At 67.6% G+C, this 15982-nt stretch carries 9 protein-coding genes and 3 pseudogenes; 3 read left to right on the top strand and 9 right to left on the bottom strand.

Features of this window, described 5'->3' with window-relative positions; genetic code table 11:
* Position 1: 1 nt before the first annotated feature.
* The gene (locus STROP_RS13750) at positions 2 to 3310 is read right to left on the bottom strand and encodes an AfsR/SARP family transcriptional regulator (RefSeq protein ID WP_012013962.1); all 3309 of its coding nucleotides are present in this window, start codon (positions 3308 to 3310) and stop codon (positions 2 to 4) included.
* 137 nt (positions 3311 to 3447) lie between these two features.
* Here STROP_RS13750 and STROP_RS13745 point away from each other — a divergent pair, with 137 nt between their 5' ends.
* Both STROP_RS13745 and STROP_RS13740 read left to right on the top strand, forming a co-directional pair.
* Entirely contained in the window at positions 3448 to 4116 is a 669-nt protein-coding gene (locus STROP_RS13745) for a DUF899 domain-containing protein (RefSeq protein ID WP_012013961.1), read from the top strand.
* Positions 4117 to 4153: 37 nt separating this feature from the next.
* Positions 4154 to 5775, top strand: a pseudogene (locus tag STROP_RS13740) (MFS transporter).
* On the opposite strand, the pseudogene STROP_RS13735 reads toward STROP_RS13740, so the two are convergent.
* From STROP_RS13735 to STROP_RS13725, 3 genes and pseudogenes are all read right to left on the bottom strand, one after another.
* A pseudogene (locus STROP_RS13735) lies at positions 5726 to 5986 on the bottom strand (short-chain dehydrogenase); the annotation flags it as partial. The pseudogenes STROP_RS13740 and STROP_RS13735 overlap by 50 nt on opposite strands.
* A gap of 69 nt (positions 5987 to 6055) precedes the next feature.
* A complete protein-coding gene (locus STROP_RS13730) occupies positions 6056 to 7576 on the bottom strand; it encodes a class I SAM-dependent methyltransferase (RefSeq protein WP_012013958.1) in 1521 nt (506 codons plus the stop codon).
* Between the two features lie 12 nt (positions 7577 to 7588).
* Positions 7589 to 8338, bottom strand: coding sequence for a DUF2306 domain-containing protein (locus STROP_RS13725; RefSeq protein ID WP_018829910.1), 750 nt, complete (start codon positions 8336 to 8338; stop codon positions 7589 to 7591).
* Between the two features lie 400 nt (positions 8339 to 8738).
* On the opposite strand from STROP_RS13725, the gene STROP_RS13720 reads away from it, so the two are divergent.
* The gene (locus STROP_RS13720; RefSeq protein WP_012013956.1) at positions 8739 to 10157 is read left to right on the top strand and encodes an FAD-binding oxidoreductase; all 1419 of its coding nucleotides are present in this window, start codon (positions 8739 to 8741) and stop codon (positions 10155 to 10157) included.
* A 469-nt stretch (positions 10158 to 10626) separates the two neighbouring features.
* Here the strand turns inward: STROP_RS13720 and STROP_RS13715 are convergent.
* From STROP_RS13715 to STROP_RS13695, 5 genes and pseudogenes are all read right to left on the bottom strand, one after another.
* A pseudogene (locus tag STROP_RS13715) lies at positions 10627 to 11630 on the bottom strand (IS630 family transposase).
* A gap of 206 nt (positions 11631 to 11836) precedes the next feature.
* A complete protein-coding gene (locus STROP_RS13710) occupies positions 11837 to 12625 on the bottom strand; it encodes a class I SAM-dependent methyltransferase (protein ID WP_018832519.1) in 789 nt (262 codons plus the stop codon).
* A 110-nt stretch (positions 12626 to 12735) separates the two neighbouring features.
* Complete coding sequence (gene hppD, locus STROP_RS13705; protein WP_012013952.1) at positions 12736 to 13812, bottom strand: 4-hydroxyphenylpyruvate dioxygenase; 1077 nt, start codon at positions 13810 to 13812, stop codon at positions 12736 to 12738.
* A 27-nt stretch (positions 13813 to 13839) separates the two neighbouring features.
* Positions 13840 to 14049 (bottom strand): MbtH family protein, encoded by a 210-nt coding sequence (locus STROP_RS13700; protein WP_012013951.1) that lies wholly within the window; start codon positions 14047 to 14049, stop codon positions 13840 to 13842.
* Positions 14046 to 15812: a non-ribosomal peptide synthetase gene (locus tag STROP_RS13695; RefSeq protein WP_012013950.1), complete on the bottom strand. Its 1767-nt coding sequence runs from the start codon at positions 15810 to 15812 to the stop codon at positions 14046 to 14048. The genes STROP_RS13700 and STROP_RS13695 overlap by 4 nt, the downstream gene beginning before the upstream one ends.
* Positions 15813 to 15982 lie beyond the last annotated feature (170 nt).

Genomic DNA, 15982 nt, shown 5'->3' with positions numbered 1-15982 from the left:
GTCACCCCACGTCCGCCGGGGGCCGAGTGGCACCGGTCCCAGGCGGAGTGCGAGCTCCGTTCGCACCGGAGGAGGCGTACGCCTGCTCCGGGCGTAGTGCCCTGCCCCGGTCGAACGCCTCGGTGAACGCCGGGGCACCCAGCTCGGCGCGGGCGGCGGCGGTGATCCGGTCCACGTCTCCCCGCTCCCCGGCCGGCAGGGGCGCGCCCACCGAGACGCGAGCCATCGCCGCCGCGCCGAGTAGCCGGGCCGCCCGCGTGGGACGGCCATCGATGGCCGCCACGCCGGCCAGTCCCTCCAGCGCCAGCGCCTGCGCCCGGGGGTCGCCGACGGCACTCGCCAGGGCGAACGACTCGGCGTGCAGGCTACCCGCGGCGGGGACGGCCCCCCGTAGTTCGGCGATGAAACCCAACTCCGCCAGGAGCAGGGCCCGCACCACGTCGGCGTCCAGGCCGGGCTGCCGGGTCCAGTCCAGGACGCTGCGCAACAGCCGCTCGGCATCGGCGAGGCGGCCCTCGCGGCGGGCCCCGAGCCCCAGCCCGATCTGCGCATACAGCTCGGCTGGTTTGCAGCTCTGCTCACCGGCCAGCCGCAGCGCGCGCTCGTGGAATTCGCGCGCCCGGTGGTAGTCGCCGGCGAGGAGCGCGATGCGGCCCAGGCCGGAGAGACGGTCCGCGGCCTCCAGCCACAACCCCAACCCCTCGGCGAGTTCCAGGCCTTCCCGGTGCAGTCGGGCCGCTTCGGGATAGTCCCCGGTTGCCTCGGCCCGGTTGGTGAGCGGGAAGGACGCCTGCAGCTGGCCCCACCGGTCGCCCAGCTCGCGGAAGAGGGCGACGGCACGTTCGCCGTCCTGGTGTACCGCCGCCAGATCGCCGCGGGCCAGTGCCTGGCTCGCCCGCAGGCTCAGCGCGGCGGCGACGCCCCATCGGTCGCCGAACCGCTCGAACTCCGGCAACACCTCGTTGACCAGGGCCGTGCTGCCGGCCACATCGCCGGTGTTGAGCAGGGCGAGCCCGAGGAAGGCCACGGCCCGCGCCCGTGTCGCCAACTCCTCCCCGGCCGGCCAACCGCTCAGCGCGGGGGCGACCAGCGGTGCGTGTTCGCCGCCGCTCTCCAGCAACGCCAGCCCGGCGTGCCAGCAGGCGGCGGCGGCCCGTGGCGTCGCCGGCGCGGGCCCGGCGACAGCGAGCGCGGCCTCGATTGATCGGCGCGTCTCCCGCAGCCGGCCCCGCAGGTAGCCGTACCAGGCCAGCGCGGTGCTCAGGTCGAGTGCCCCCACCGCGTCGCCGTCGGCGATCGCGTCGTCCAGCGCCTGCCGCAGGTTGGCGGTCTCCTGGTCGATCCGGGCCAGCCACTGCTGCTGCTTCGGGCCGCGCAGCTCCTCGTCGGCCCGTCGGGCCAGCGCGGTGTAGTACCGCCGGTGGCGACGGCGGACCGTCGCCACCTCGGCTGCCTCCCGCAACCGCTCGGCGCAGTAGGCCGCCACGGACTCCAGCAGCCGGTGCCGCGGCCCGACCGGCGTCTCGGCCATGACCACCAGCGAGCGGTCGACCAGGCGCGCCAGCAGGTCGAGAACCTTGTCGGCAGGGAGATCATCGTCGGCACACACCGCCTCGGCGGCCTCCAGCGTGCAGCCGTCCGCGTGCACCGCAAGCCGCCGCAGGACGAGCCGCTCGGGCTCGCTGAGCAGCTCCCAGCTCCAGTCGATCATCGCGCGGAGAGTCTGCTGGCGGGGTGGTGCGCCCCGGTGCCCGCGGGTCAGTACCCGGAATCGGTCGTCGATCCGGGTCAGCAGACCGCGGACTCCCAGCGCGCGGACCCGGGTGGCGGCCAGCTCCAGTGCCAGCGGGATGCCGTCGAGCCGATGGCACAGCTCGGCGACCTCCCGGGCGTTCGTCTCGTCGAGCGCGAACCCGGGCGCGGCGGCTCTCGTCCGGGTGACGAAGAGCCGGACCGCGCTCGCCTGGGCGAGCAACACCGGGTCGCCGACCTCGGGATTCGGCAGGGCCAGTGGAGGTACGGCGCAGACCTGCTCGCCGGCGACGCCCAGCGGCTCCTGACTGCTGGCCAGCAGGCGGACGCCCGGCGCGTGTCGCAGGACCCGGTCGGCCAGCTGGGCGATGGGTTCGACGACGTGTTCGCAGTTGTCCAGGAGCAGCAGGAGCTGGCGACCGCGCAGCGCCGCCAGCAACCGTTCGGCCGGCGTGGCAGGCGGGCGCTCCGCGTTCTCGCGGACGCCCAGCACCGCGAGGACCGCCCCGGCGAGGGTCGCCGGGTCGGCTTCCAGGGCCGCGAGTTCGACCAGCCACACCCCGTCCGGGTACGCCCCGGCTACCTGGTGAGCCGCCTCGACCGCCAGTCGGGTCTTGCCCACTCCGCCGGAGCCCACCAGGGTTACCAGCCGGCCGGCGTCGAGTAGGAGGTGGAGGTCGCGTACCGCCGCCGCCCGACCGATCAGCTCGGTCGGCGCTGCGGGAAGGTTCCCGCGTACCCGTGCTGGGGGCAGCGCGCCCGACGGTGCTGGCGCGATGGTGACCGGGCTGCTCGCCGGCGGCGGGGCGAGCAGTGCCGGGTCCTGCGACAGGATCGCCCGGTGGAGGGCGACCAGCTCGGGGCCGGGGTCCACGCCCAACTCGTCGGCAAGCTTTCGGCGGAATCGGTCGTAGCAGTCCAGCGCCTCACCCTGTCGGCCCGCGCGGTACAGCACCCGCAGGTGCAGGGCACGCAGGCGCTCCCGGTACGGGTGGCGGGTCAGCAGGTCGGCGAGCTCCCCGCTGGGCAGGTGGTGCTGGCCGAGGGCGAGTCGGGCCTCGGCCCGGTCCTCGATGGCGGTCAACCGATGCTCCGCCAGCCGAGCGGTCAGTGCCGTGGCGAACGGGGCCTCGGGGAAGTCGGCCAGTACCGGGCCGCGCCACAGCCCCAGCGCCTCGTCGAGGAGCGCGGCCCGGGTATGCGCAGCGGTGGTGTTGGCGGCCTGCTCCAGCAAGGCCGTGAACCGTTCGGCGTCGGTCGGCTCCGGGCCGGTGCGGAGCAGGTACCCCGGTGGGTGGGAGACCACGCGGTCGCGGGCGCCGGGCGTCGCGGCGTTCAGCGCACGCCGCAGTCGCCACACCTTCGTCTGCAGCGCTCCGGCCGGATTGGCTGGTGGTAGGTCCGCCCACAGGTGTTCGAGGAGCCGGTCGACTGACACCGGATGTCCCTCGTGGGCCAGCAGCGCGGCGAGCAGGCGACGGACCTTCACATCGGGCACGGTGACCGGTGTGCCGTCCGCCGTCCAGACGCCCAGCGGACCAAGGAGCCCGAAACGCATGGTGTCACCGTAGCCCAGCGCCCGACGACGAACCGTGATCTCACCAGGAGCGGATTGGGAGTGGACCGAGAGTAGCGCCGGACAGGGTGGTCAGGAAGCCGGGATGAACCGGTCGCACCCCAGGAACGGAGAGAGTCGTGAACCTGCCACCGGTTGTGTCAGCCCAGGAGTGGCAGGCCGCGCGCGAGCGGCTGCTGGTCCGGGAGAAGGAGGCGACCCGAGCCCGGGACGCGCTCGCCGCGGAGCGTCGCCGGCTGCCGATGACCCGTATCGAGCAGAAGTACGTCTTCGACGGGCCCGCCGGCCGGGTCGGCCTGGCTGACGTGTTCGAGGGGCGGCGGCAGCTGGTCGTCTACCACTTCATGCTCACGCCCGGCTCGTCGCACCACTGCGAGGGCTGCTCCATGTTCGTGGACAACCTCGGGCATCCGGCCCACCTGAACGCGCGGGACACCACACTCGCGTTGATCTCGCGGGCGCCCCGCACCGAGATCACGCCGTTCCAGGAGCGGATGGGCTGGACGTTGCCCTGGTACTCGTCCTACGGCACCGACTTCAATCCCGCGTTCGGACTGACGTCGGAGGCGGGGGAGTCCTTTGGCCTGAGCGTCTTCCTGCGGGACGGCGACGATGTGTACCGCACGTACTTCACCACCGGGCGCGGAGTTGAGGCCCTCGGCAGTAACTGGACCCTGCTCGACCTGACCCCGCTGGGCCGGCAGGAGACCTGGGAGGACACTCCGGACGGGCGGCCGCAGGGTACGCCGTACAGCTGGTGGCGACTGCACGACGACTACGACAGGTAGATCCGGAGCCGTGCGCGTACCCGACGGGGAGCCTTTGATGGACATCGACGAGAGCCGGGCCAGCCGGCGGGAATGGGTGGGGCTCGCGGTGCTCGCCCTGCCCACGCTGCTGCTGGCCCTTGACCTCAACGTGCTCTACCTGGCGTTACCGCGGTTGAGCGCCGACCTGGCGCCGGATGCTGCCCAACTGCTGTGGATTATGGACAGCTACGGGTTCATGATCGCCGGCTTCCTGGTCACGATGGGTACCCTCGGTGACCGGATCGGTCGCCGACGCCTGCTGATGATCGGGGCCGCTGCCTTCGGTCTGGCCTCGATCGTCGCCGCGTACTCGAACAGTGCCGAGATGCTGATCGGCACGCGGGCGCTGCTGGGGGTTGCCGGGGCGACGCTGATGCCGTCAACCCTGTCGCTGATCAGCAACATGTTCCGCGATCCGCAGCAGCGCACCGTGGCCATCGGGATCTGGATGAGCTGTTTCATGATCGGCTCGATCCTCGGCCCACTGATCGGCGGAGCCCTGCTCGAGTCCTTCTGGTGGGGCTCGGTGTTCCTGCTCGCCGTACCCGTGATGGCCGTACTACTGATCGCCGCGCCGGTCGTGTTGCCGGAGTACCGCAACCCCGACGCCGGCCGACTGGACCTGGTGAGCGTCGTGCTCTCCCTGGTCACCGTCCTGCCGGTCGTCTGGGGCCTCAAGGAGTTGGCCACCGACGGCTTCGGCGTGGCGCCGCTGTTGGCCATGATGGTCGGCCTCGTGGTCGGTGCGGCCTTCGTCCGCCGGCAGCGCCGGCTCGCCCACCCGCTGCTGGAGGTCCGCCTCTTCGCCAACCGCACCGTCAGCGCGGCTCTGCTCATCATGTTGGTCGGTGGGATCACGATCGGCGGCATCGCGCTGCTCTTCGCGCAGTACGCCCAGCTCGTCGCGGGCCTCCCCCCGCTGCGAGCCGGCCTGTGGATGGTGCCCTACGCGATCGCCATGCTGGTCGGTTCGACGCTGGCGCCGCTGCTCGTACGGCGCGTCGCACCCGGCTACGTGGTGGCCGGCGGGATGACGACTGCGGCGGTCGGCTACTCGCTGATCGTTCTGGTGGGCAGTGCCGGCGGGCTCGGCCTGGCAGTGCTCGGCCTGGTGCTGGTCTACCTCGGATTCGGCCCCGGGGCCGTGCTGGGTACCGACCTGATCATCGGGGCCGCTCCACCACAGCGGGCCGGATCCGCATCGTCGATCTCCGAGACCAGCACCGAACTCGGTGTCGCGCTCGGTGTCGCGCTGCTGGGCAGCATCGGCACAGTGGTCTACCGCAGTGCGGTCGCCGACGCCATCCCGGTGGGCCTGCCGGGAGATGCGGGTGAGGCGGCCGCGGAATCCCTCGCCGGCGCCACCGTCGTCGCCGATCAGTTGCCCGCGCAAACCGGCGCGGCACTGCTGGAGGCGGCGCGGGTCGCGTTCACCAGTGGCTTCAACGCTGCCGGCGGGTGAGCGCCGGACTGGCGGTGTTCCTCGCCGTGCTGTCGGCGTCGCTGCTGCGCCGGGTCCGTCCGATGGGGGCCGAGCCGGCGTCCTCCGGCTCGGCCCCACCGCACATCGATCAGGAGGCTGCCGGCCCTACTGGCCGACCCAGCCCCGGGTCTCCCGCAGGACGGCCGAACCATTGAGGTCCGACAGCGACCAGCCCACAAAGTCCCGCGCCCAGTTCGAGGTCTGGGTCCGGAAGGGCATCTCCGGTGCGGTCAAAATTTCCATGACCACGGCGGCGACCTCATCGGATGTCTGAGATGTGCCGGTATCCGCCTCGTCCATGGCCTGGACCCGCTGCGCGTACGCGGTCAGCGCCGGTGCGTACGGCCCGGCCTGCGCCACCATGGCACCGTGGCGAGGCCCACGCGCTTGTCGTCGCAGGCCGGCCTGCTGGCCGGGGCGGGGCCGCGCCCACCCTCACCTGCGCTCGGCGGTGACCAAGATGAAGGTTCCGGGAACGGACTCGGCTCGCACCGTCAGCCCGGCCTGGTCGAGCCAGGTACGGATGTCCTCGAGCCGGAACAGTGGCATGCCGCCGTCGGGGAATCCGGGGCCGCGGAACGAGTTCTGGAAGTAGCGGTAGATCGGGTCATCCGAACTCCGGAATGTGAGCAGCGTGAAAGATCCGCCCGGTCGCAGACAACGGCCGATCTCGGTGATCGCGCTGGCCGGATCCGGGAGCGCCTGCAGAGCGTTCCAACAGTTGACCGCGCCGAGCGTCGCTTCTCCGAATGGAAGGTCGAGTGCGCTCGCCCGCACGGCGGCCACCTCGGGTAGCCGACCACGCAGCCAGGTGAGCATCACTGGATTCAGGTCGAGAGCGATCATACGCCCGCCGTCCAATGCGTTGGTCAGTACGGCGGTCCACCGCCCGGCACCGGCGGCGAGATCGAGTACCGGCCCGTCCACCGGGCGTGTATTTTCGACGAGGTAGGCGTCCTCGTGCCAGGGCATGATCTGGTTACTCCAGTTGGAGCCCATGAGCCGCAGGAAGCCCGGTCGCAGCACGTTCTCGTAGAACAACCCAATCCGTCGCTGAACGGCTGCGTTCCGCAGCACATCGTCTGGGTCGCCCGACTCGGCGAGGGCACCGGTCAGATCGAGCACGCCGTGCGCCGTGGAGAATTGGCTTTCGCACCCAGTGCACGTCACGACGTCGTCGGCCACAATGAGTCTAGAGTGACATGTTGGACAGCGCAGTGCCGACGTGTGTCGCTGGATCGTCTCCGGGGCGAACGGCGGTGGGTTCTCTGGTGCGGCGTCGCCATAGGGATCCGGGCTAGCCGCCCTGCCCGGCACACCGTTTTGGAGCGCCCAATACGCCTTGGCGCCGGAGTAGCCGAGCAGCATGAGAGTGTCGCCGGCGTAAGTGGCGGCGACCTGTTCGGGACTGAGCCGTGCGATCCATGTTCTGTCGTGTTCGCGCTCAGCCTCGCTCAGGGTCCATTCGGCTGGCGACGGCCAGACTCGGCCCAACACGACGTCATCGGCGTCAAGGGGTTGCAGCACCCGCGTCAGTCTGGTCAGGTCATCCTCGGCCAGCCGGTGGCCAGCGACTGAGCTCATGATCTGGTCCCGGGCCTCCGGGAAGTGCCCGACCAGGTACAGCAGCGCGAGAGCAAGTGGCTGGCCACTCGGTTGCCGGGCCAGCAGATCGAGATACCGGTCGAGACCCTTACGCACTCCTGCCACCACCTCACCGTGTGGCGACGGATCGGCTTCGGCCAGCAGGCCAAGGAGGATCGCTAGATATCCCTTGTGGCTGTCAGCGACTTCGTCCAGGCAGTCCACAACGGTGGAGACTGCCCCGTGCGCCAGTTCGGTCAGCTCTCCGTCACGCCAAAGTGCTGCCGTCAGTTGTTGGTATTCCTCGAAGGAATCTTTTGCCGGAGCGGCGGCGAACGACAACAGTAGCTCGGCAATGGATGACCGACCCATGGAGGAGTCCTCTCACTCGCTCACTGAGATATTGCTCTTCGGCCGGAGGCTCGCGCGGGCCCTGTTGAGCCGCGTTCGACGTTGCAGCCACCAGTGCGCGATGAGAACATTTACCACCCACAACCAGGACACCAGCTCGAGGAAGATCATTATGTCCATCTTGAACCAGGGGAATGTCTGCATGCCGAGATTGAGAGTCCGGCCCCACGAAGTACCGAGGGCGATGGCGAAACTGTATGTCATCCACCTGCGATGATCACGGTAGTGATGCCGGGCCTGTGTCCGGTAGCCGGCGACCGACGTGGCGATCCAGGCGATGGACATTGCGGCAAGCCCGACCTTTCCGGTCGGAGCCAGTGAAGGCGGAAGCAGCGCCAATGCGAGGAGGGCGGAAGGAAGAGCCCCACCATACAGGTATACCAGGCCGCTCCACCTGTGAAATCGTACCGAGCGCTGCCGTAGCCACGGCAGGATCTGCAGGAACATGGCGACCATGGCGATGTTGCCGGTCACCACATGTACAACGATGATTTCGTGGTGCAGCGGGAAGTCCGGGTCGATGCCGACCCGGGACAGGGTCGGGTCGAGGCTGAGATATCGGGGTAGCGCGTACAACAGATTGAAGACGACGATCACCGCAGCTGCGATCACCCAGGGGCTGCGGTACCAGGGCCACCGGGTCGTCTCGACCGGGCGCTGCCGGCGGGGTGGCTTCGTCTCGTCGGTCGAGTCGTTCCGGGCGCTCTGCAGGGTTTCCCTCACGGCGGACTCCGTCCCTTCTCTCCTGCTGGCAGAGGTCAATGGCACGGCGGCCAGCCTGTGTTGGGCGACAGCATCACATCCCACCGATCCGCCCGCATCTCCGATGTTGCGGTGATGGTCAATACCTGGAACAGCCCGCAGCGGGCGGGCGTTGGGCACCGTCGGCAGCCAGACGCGACAGCACCCTGGACGGCACGCCGCACCGCGGTGCGAGGGTGGAATCCCCGCCCGGCGGCAGGACCGCACGAGGGAAGTGGGAGCAGTGCGCCGGGTACCGGCATTCTGTTGCCCGGGACCCTCGTCCGCATCACCGCTGGGCACCAGGATCCGAGCGGCCGGGTCCGCGATCGCAGGGCGTACCGGATCCGCCGCACCGCAGGGATCTCGAGGAGGACACTGAATGGGCAAGGCACCGACACCGCTGGCAGCGACCCTGGACACCGCCGCTGTGACAGCCCTACGCCGTCTGGTCACCGGTCGGGTCATCACCCCTACGGACCACGACTACGACCGGGCTCGCAGAATCTTCTTCGACGGATATGAGGGTCGACCGGCCGCCATCGTGCGCGTCGTTGACGTAGAGGACGTTCCGCCGGTACTCGACATCGCACGCAGAACCGGTGTACCTCTGGCGATTCGCAGTGGCGGCCACTCGGTACACGCCGTTTGCGACGACGGCATCGTGCTAGACCTCTCCGGCCTGCGTGCGTTGGACATCGTGCCAGAGAGCCGCACTGCCGCAGCGCAGCCTGGTGTCACTGCTGCCCAGTACACCAACGCTGCCGGCGCCTTCGGCCTGGCGACCAGCTTCGGTGATACCGGTTCGGTAGGGCTCGGTGGGCTGGTGTTGGGTGGTGGCATCGGCTTTCTGGTACGCAAGCATGGACTGACGATCGACGATCTGATTGCCGTGGAGATGATCACTTCGTCCGGCGATCGGCTGCGAATCGACGCGGACAGCCATGCCGACCTGTTCTGGGCGCTGCGCGGCGGCGGCGGCAACTTCGGTGTGGTCACCCGGCTACACCTGCGTTTGCACCGGGTCGCCCCGATTGTCGGCGGCACGTTGGTCCTGCCCGCGACGCCAGCGACCATCGCAGGGTTCCTCGCCGCGGCTGATTCCGCGCCCGACGAGCTGTCCACGAAGGTCAACGTGATGCCCATACCGCCGCTGCCCGGTGTGCCCGAGGAACACCACGGGCGAATGGGCCTCTTGGCGACGATGGTCTTCGCCGGAGATGTCGGCTCCGCAGAGTCGATCTACGCGCCGTTCCGCGCGCTGGCAACTCCTCTCGCGGATCTTATTCACACCATGCCCTACGCCCAGATCTTCGAGCCGGACGACGAGAACTACCATCCGCGGGCGATGTCCCGGACCTTCTTTACCGACGAACTCCTGGATGAGACGAAAGCGGAGGCCCTGCTGGCCCACCTAGGCTCGTCCACGGCGCTGGTTCCGGTGGCGCAGCTGCGGGTGTTGGGCGGGGCGATGGCGCAGGTTGCTGAGGACGCCACCGCCTTCGCGCACCGGGGGCGGAAAATGATGATCAGTGTGGCAGCGGTCCACGAAAGCCCGGACGAGACCGACACTCATCGGTCCTGGGCGGACAATTTCGTAGCCGAGCAGCGCTCATCGCAGCCCGGTGCGTACGTCAACTTTCTCTACGACGACGGCCCCGACCGACGGGGTGAGGCATACCCGCGACGGACGTGGGACCGCCTCGCCCGGATCAAGCAACGGTACGATCCGACGAACCTCTTCCGGGTCAACGTCAATATTCCCCCTGGCGCGGCCCATCCGGGGCCTTCTGACAGATGAGGTGCGGTGCTGCCGAGTGCCGAGAGGATCATTCAGGGTAATTCGATCCTCGCGGATGTCACGTCGTGTAACTGTTGAGAGTGGGCGGTGAGCGAGCACACGACGTCCTGAACAGACGCGGTGGCGGGAACCGGATAGATCAACGCTGACCGCTGGACAGGCCACTACACCACCGGCGGCCCGGGCATGATCGGCGACTGCGGCTACCAGCGCACCGGCCCGATCCGTACACGAAAGGCCACCTGGCGGGGAACTGACCGCCAGACAACGGGCGTACCACCACAGCGTCAACCGGCTCCGCGCCACCGTCGAATGCGCGATCAGCCATCTGAAGGCCTGGAAGGTCCTCATGACCGGCTATCACCGGATCATGACCAACGTCCTCAACATGCTACGCACCCTGACCGCCCGGCGATCGTCATAACCGTCCCCACCGGGCCTAGTGTCCTGAGTCGTTAATTCGGCCACATTATGCGGCGAGGCTGTTGAGGACTTCGTCGGCGGTTCGGGCCCAGACGAACGGTCTCGGGTCGGTGTTCCATGCCTCGATCCACGGCTGTACGTCGGTTTCGAGGGTCGGCGAGGCTGCGGTGGCTGGATCGGCGGAGCTTGCGGTTGGTCAGTTCGGCGCACCACCGCTCGACGAGGTTGAGCCACGACACGGAGGTCGGGGTGACGTGAAGGTGGAAGCAGGGGTGTGCGGCCAGCCAGCGGTGCACGGTCGGGGTCTTGTGAGCGGCGTAGTTGTCCAGCACCAGGTGAAGATCCATGTCGGTGGGGGTGTTGGCGTCGATGACCTTCAGGAATGTGAGGAACTCCTGATGGCGGTGCCGGCGGTGCAGCTGCCCGATGACTGTGCCGGCGGCCGGGTCGAACGCGGCGAACAGGCTGGCCACGCCATGACGGACGTAGTTATGAGTCTGCCTCGCTGGGACGGTGGGCATCATCGGCAGCATCGGCCGGATCCGCTCCAGGGCCTGCGTCTGCGATTTCTCATCGACGCACAGCACCATCGTCTTGACCGGCGGACTTAGGTATAGGCCTACGACGTCACGATCTTTTCCACGAACATCGGATCAGTCGACAACTTCCGGGTGTTACCAGATGCGGCTTGAGACCGAACGCCCACCAGACCCGCGATACCGCCATCTGCGACAGCCCTGTCTCACGCGCCGTCGACCGAGTCGACCAGTGATTGTCCTGATTGCCCGGCCGCCGCTCGAGAGTCTTGACGATCACCTCATCCACCTGATCGTCGGTGATCCGACGAGGCGCCCCGGGCCGCGGCTCGTCCACCAGCCGCTCCAACCGGCGAGCCAGAAACCGACCAGGCCACGTACCCACCATGTCTCGCGATACCCCAAGGCGCTGCGTGAGGTGCGTGTTCGCGAGGCCGTCGGCGCACAACAACACGATCTTCGACCGCAACGCCAACGCCTGCGACGACTGGCCTCGCCGCGCCCACCGGGTCAGGCACGCACGTCATTGATCGGGCAGATGATGCAGGCGATGATCAGGCGGCGGATCTCGTCGACCGTGAGTGTGATCAGGCCGGTATCGGCGTGGTCCTGGTCGGCGGCGTCGGCTGCGCAGATCGTCAGGTCTCCGCAGTGATGTTGGAAGCCGTTACGACTTGTCGGATCCTGGGTGGGTCACCATTCAGACCCGGCGCACTTCTGCTATCTGTCCGAACCGCGCAAACGGTGGCCACGGGCGTTCTCGAGCAGGGTGTTCGCCTCTTCTCGGAACCTGCCGTCCATCGGGAAAACCTGCCCCTGCTCAGCGTACGTTTTGGGTTTGGTGCCGGCGGTCTTGCGGATCACGGTCAGGCTGTTTTGCCGCAGTTTTTGGCCCTCGAGAAGGCTCAGCACCTCGAATTCACCCGCGCGAAGCCGTTGGGAGTCTGCAATGTACTCCAGGATAGCCTCACCCTCGGGATAGGTCATGAGGTAGTGCATGACGAGTAGGCCGCCGTCCGGGTCGATCAGATCCCAGAAGTGTTCGAAAAAGTAGAGACACTCCCAGGCGTCCACCCAGGCGAAGTCGATGGGCGCGAAACCCTCGGGTAGCGCCTCCCGGCAGTCCCGAAGCTGTCCGTTGACAACAGTGACCCGATCCGCGAGCCCAACTTCGTGGAGTGCTTCGCCTACCCTTCGCGCCGAGGAGTGCTCATCGGACAGATCGTCGACAGCGATGAACCTGGTTGCCCTGCGCCTGTTGTAGAAACCGGGAACCAGGAGCGCGGGTGTCGTCTCGATCCACTTCTCGTCGAGATCGCGCCCGTCACGTAGGTACGGCTCGGTCTTTTCGACCAAGGCCTGTCTCTCGTCTTCGATCGCCCGGTCGACCTCAGCCAGTGCCCTGGCCAGGAACAACGTGGTGTACCCCATGCCGACTTCAAGCACCCGCGTCGGACGGACCATGTGAATGAGGTTCGACAGCAGCGGTGCCACGACCTCGGTTCCCATGCCGGGTACCCGCAACCGGTCGAGGGCAGCTCTGAACGTGTGATCTGAGTTTGGCCCACCCGGGACGCGTTCGCCTGACTCGTCAACACCTCGGGCTCCGGAGAGCATGGTCATTCCTGCTCCCGCGTACGCTCGACCGCCTCATACAACGCCCTGATGTTGCCACTGCCGAAGCCTCGAGCGCCGAGACGCTCGATGATCTCCAGGAAGATGGTGTTCCGCGGGTGCACCGATTTGGTGAAAATCTGGTAAAGCTGCCCGTCATGGTCGCTGTCCACCAGAATGCTTCGACTGCGCAGCTCGTCAACGGTGTACCGGGCCAGGTCCATTCGGGCGGGTAGTGCGGCATAGTAGGCATCTGGCGTGGAGAGTAGCTCTACCCCGCGTGCTCCGATCACGTCGACAGCTTGTACGATACACTCCGCGGTGAACGCGATGTGCTGTACCCCTGGTCCACGGTGATTGGTCAGGAAGTCGTTGATATGGCCTGCCTCGCAGTTCAGGTCTGGCTCGATCAACGTCAAGGTCAAGGTACCGGAACGGCTTTGTACCACCTTGGTGGTCATTGCCTGTGACCCCACCTGAACCCGCTCAGCGAAGATCAGTTCGAAGTCCAGAACATCCCGATAGAATGACACGGTCGTGTCCAGGTCACCGGCGTACACGCATACCGCGAAGTGGTCGATCTCGCCCAGTTCACCGTCGGCACCGGATGTGCTGCGACGGTTCCCCGGCCCTTCCGCCGGAACCACTCCGATCATGCCAGCACGGCCCTGCACGAAAGTGTGCGTCACGTCGCCGAAAGCGCCGATGGTCGCGGTCACCAGGCCGCCCCGCTCGGTCGGCTCCGCCACTGGTGTCGCACCACGTCGCACCGCGGCCAGGTAGGCAGCCGTGGCGTCCGGGACCCGGAGTGCAATGTCGGCTACTCCGTCACCGTGTCGGGTGAGGTAGCGGTTGGCCGGATGGCTGTCAGCCAGAGGCTGTGTGATCCGGAAACGGATATCATTCACGCCGACGACCACCGAGCGGGCGTCGGGGAACCCGGTGAAGGCTCGATCGTCCTCGTACTCGGCGAACCCGTACCCGGAAACGAGCCATTTCGCGGCGGCTGAAGCGTCCTCGGCGTAGAAGCTGACGTGGTCGAGAACCATGTTGTCGAAGACTGTTATGTCATCGGTTGACACGACTGTTACCTCCTCGGTTCGGTGGTGTCAATTGTTCAGCTCGGCCAGAAGACTGCGCGGGCGCAGATCAGCCCAGTGCGTACTGACGTACTCGAGGCAGGAAGAACGGCCAGTCGGACCGCAGACGACGGACCATCCCGCCGGTACCTCGACGGCATGCGGCCACAGCGAGTGTTGGTTCTCCGCGTTGACCAACACGACATACGTGCCGTCCTCGATGTCAAAGGGACTGGTCATCTCGCCTCACTCCGGTCTGCTCGGCGCAGCGTGAGGTGCGCGTCGAGGTCTGCCACGGTTGGTGCGTCAAAGAAGTCGCTGATGGTTAGGTCAACGCCGAGCGTCGTCCGGATCCGGCTGATCAGTCGCATCGCCTGTAGCGACTGACCGCCGAGGTCGAAGAATCCGTCGTTCACGCCGATTCGGTCAACGCCCAGCACATCGGCGAACAGTGAGAGCAGTAGCTTCTCCCGCTCGGTAGCCGGCCCTTCGACATGGGCATCCCCCTCGAAGCTGGGCTCCGGCAGGGCTTTGCGGTCCAGTTTCCCGTTCGGCGTTAACGGAAGCGTGTCTACGACCATGATTCCGGCCGGAACCATGTAGTCCGGCAGCGCCTGGGCGATATGCGTCCGCAGCGCCGCCAGGTCGATCTCGGTAGCCTTCGGTACGACGTAGCCGACCAGTCGGTCACCGTCCAGAGCAGTGGGACTCGCGACGACCGCGACGTGCGCGAGTCCGGGGAAGCTCGCGATGGCGACCTCGACCTCGGCCGGTTCCACCCGAAAGCCGTTGATTTTGACCTGATCGCCGATCCGGCCCACGAAGGTCAGTCGGCCTTCGGGTGTGACGCGCATCAGGTCGCCAGTGCGGTACATCCGCTCGCCCGGCTGGCCGAACGGGTTGGCGACGAAGCGCTCTGCGGTCAGGTCGGCCCGACCGTGGTAGCCGCGGGCCACGCCCCGGCCGGCGACGTAGAGCTCACCTACCTCACCGACGACGACCGGGCGCATCCCCGCGTCGAGGACGTACCTCTGGACACCGTCCATCGGCGATCCGATCGGAACCGTCGTGTCCTCGTGGAAGGGAGTTGTCATCGGTTCGTGGGTGGAGAACAGAGTCAGCTCGGTGGCCCCGTACATGCCACGTACGACGAGGTCGGGATTCGCCTCCAGCACCCGACGAACCGCAGTCGGTGCGATCACGTCGCCTCCGGTCAGCACCTCCCGCACGCCGGTGAGGCTGTCCGGGGCCTCCTCGGCGATGATCCGGAACAGACCCGCGGTCAGGTGCAGGCCGGTGATCCGGTTCTCCGAGATGAGGGACCGCAGCGTGGCGATATCGAGGTCACCCGGCGGCGCGACGACGATCTGCCCGCCGTGCAGTAGCGGTACCCAGAATTCGTAGGTGGATACATTGAACGCGTACGGTGCCACCATCAGCACTCGTTCGTGTCGGTCGCCGTTCCAGACTCGGTCCTGCACAAGGCCGAGTACGTCGGAATGGGTGACTTGGACGCCCTTCGGGTGGCCCGTCGATCCCGAGGTGTGAATCAGGTAGGCAAGCTGCAGCGGGTGCCGGGGTGCCGCCGGGTCGGTGACTGGCTGTGCCGCGATCTCTGGGTCGGTGTCAACAGGGATCAGCTTGCGGGTCTTCGGCAGGCCGCGGCGGAGCGTCGGTGTGTCGGTCAACAGCACCGGCCGCTCGCAGTTGTCGATGATCCACTGCATGCGCTCCATCGGGTACGCGCTGTGTAAAGGCAGGTAGCAGGCTCCTGCTTTCAACACGGCGAGCAGCGCGACTACCAGCTCGACGGAGCGATCCATCAGCACGGCGACCGGCTCCTCCGGCCGGACGTTCAGTGCCAGCAACCGGTGTGCGAGCTGGTTGGCGCGTTCGTCCAACTGCCGGTACGTCAGCCGCAGGTCGCCGAAGGACACCGCGACTCTGTCCGGTGTCCGCCGCACCTGCTCAGAAAAGGCTTCCTGAATGGTAGCGGAAACCATCGCACGCTCCTGTCCTCACAATTGGTGCACCGAAACACCCGGCCATCACCCAGCATCACACCAGCCCGACCAGAGTGCACCTCTCAAATTGCGTTGCGATTTAGCAATCGCAGAGATGCGCCCCGCTCCGGCCAGGGACAGACTTCGGTGGGGTTTACCTGCACCGTCAC

The sequence above is a fragment of the Salinispora tropica CNB-440 genome, assembly GCF_000016425.1.
GTDB lineage: Bacteria > Actinomycetota > Actinomycetes > Mycobacteriales > Micromonosporaceae > Micromonospora > Micromonospora tropica.
Note: the sequence above shows the minus strand (reverse complement) of the source record. Positions and strands in the feature narration are given on the sequence as shown.

What these genes read in the sequence shown, in the direction of transcription:
- STROP_RS13750 (WP_012013962.1), bottom strand. Translation starts at nt 3,310, where the DNA reads ATGCGTTTCGGGCTCCTTGGTCCGCTGGGCGTCTGGACGGCGGACGGC.
- STROP_RS13695 (WP_012013950.1), bottom strand. Translation starts at nt 15,812, where the DNA reads ATGGTTTCCGCTACCATTCAGGAAGCCTTTTCTGAGCAGGTGCGGCGG.
- STROP_RS13700 (WP_012013951.1), bottom strand. Translation starts at nt 14,049, where the DNA reads ATGACCAGTCCCTTTGACATCGAGGACGGCACGTATGTCGTGTTGGTC.
- STROP_RS13720 (WP_012013956.1), top strand. Translation starts at nt 8,739, where the DNA reads ATGGGCAAGGCACCGACACCGCTGGCAGCGACCCTGGACACCGCCGCT.
- STROP_RS13730 (WP_012013958.1), bottom strand. Translation starts at nt 7,576, where the DNA reads ATGGGTCGGTCATCCATTGCCGAGCTACTGTTGTCGTTCGCCGCCGCT.
- STROP_RS13710 (WP_018832519.1), bottom strand. Translation starts at nt 12,625, where the DNA reads ATGGGAACCGAGGTCGTGGCACCGCTGCTGTCGAACCTCATTCACATG.